The organism is Streptococcus mitis, from assembly GCF_009496155.1.
In the GTDB taxonomy this organism is placed as follows: Bacteria; Bacillota; Bacilli; order Lactobacillales; family Streptococcaceae; genus Streptococcus; species Streptococcus mitis_BQ.
Window position 1 is genome coordinate 1 of sequence record NZ_WIJP01000049.1, and the last position, 671, is coordinate 671.

The window sequence follows — 671 nt, forward strand, 5'->3', positions numbered from 1 at the left end:
GCGCTCTTTTTTTCGATGCCTTTCGGCTACAAAAGCGATGAAATCAAGCATTAGTAAAACCAGTGGAACTTACCCTGACACGGACTTCCACTGGTTTTTACGATTTTTATCAGACTAACTTCCACTTGGATTAGCAGTGGAAGTTAGTCTGGGAATTTACCGTTGTTAATATGGATACCCACAAAGAAATCATTGCTAAACTAGATTGTGAGGCCCCATCTTGCCCTGAGTGCGGAAGTCAAATGAAGAAATATGATTTTCAAAAACCTTCTAAAATTCCTTATCTTGAAACGACTGGTATGCCTACTAGAATTCTCCTTAGAAAGCGTCTATTCATGTGCTATCACTATTCAAAAATGATGGTCGCCGAAACCTCTCTCATCAAGAAAAATATCTCGCTTTATTAGGTGCGAGATAGATTATTAATTATATAGCAAAAAAAGAGGTCTTAACCTCTTTTAATTAACTACTCCGCCAGTAGGACTCGAACCTACGACATCATGATTAACAGTCATGCGCTACTACCAACTGAGCTATGGCGGAATAAAGCTAAGCGACTTCCATATCTCACAGGGGGCAACCCCCAACTACTTCCGGCGTTCTAGGGCTTAACTTCTGTGTTCGGCATGGGTACAGGTGTATCTCCTAGGCTATCGTCACTTAACTCTGAG

1 tRNA gene, 1 rRNA gene and 1 pseudogene are annotated in these 671 nt (G+C 41.1%); 1 reads left to right on the top strand and 2 read right to left on the bottom strand.

The features are described 5' to 3' along the window. Positions 1-161: 161 nt before the first annotated feature. Positions 162-392, top strand: a pseudogene (locus GEZ84_RS10645) (transposase family protein); the annotation flags it as partial. A gap of 77 nt (positions 393-469) precedes the next feature. Here the strand turns inward: GEZ84_RS10645 and GEZ84_RS10650 are convergent. Together GEZ84_RS10650 and rrf are read right to left on the bottom strand one after the other, a co-directional pair. Continuing rightward, positions 470-543: transfer RNA gene (locus GEZ84_RS10650), tRNA-Asn, on the bottom strand. A 5-nt stretch (positions 544-548) separates the two neighbouring features. After that, a 5S ribosomal RNA gene (gene rrf / locus GEZ84_RS10655) occupies positions 549-664 on the bottom strand. Positions 665-671 lie beyond the last annotated feature (7 nt).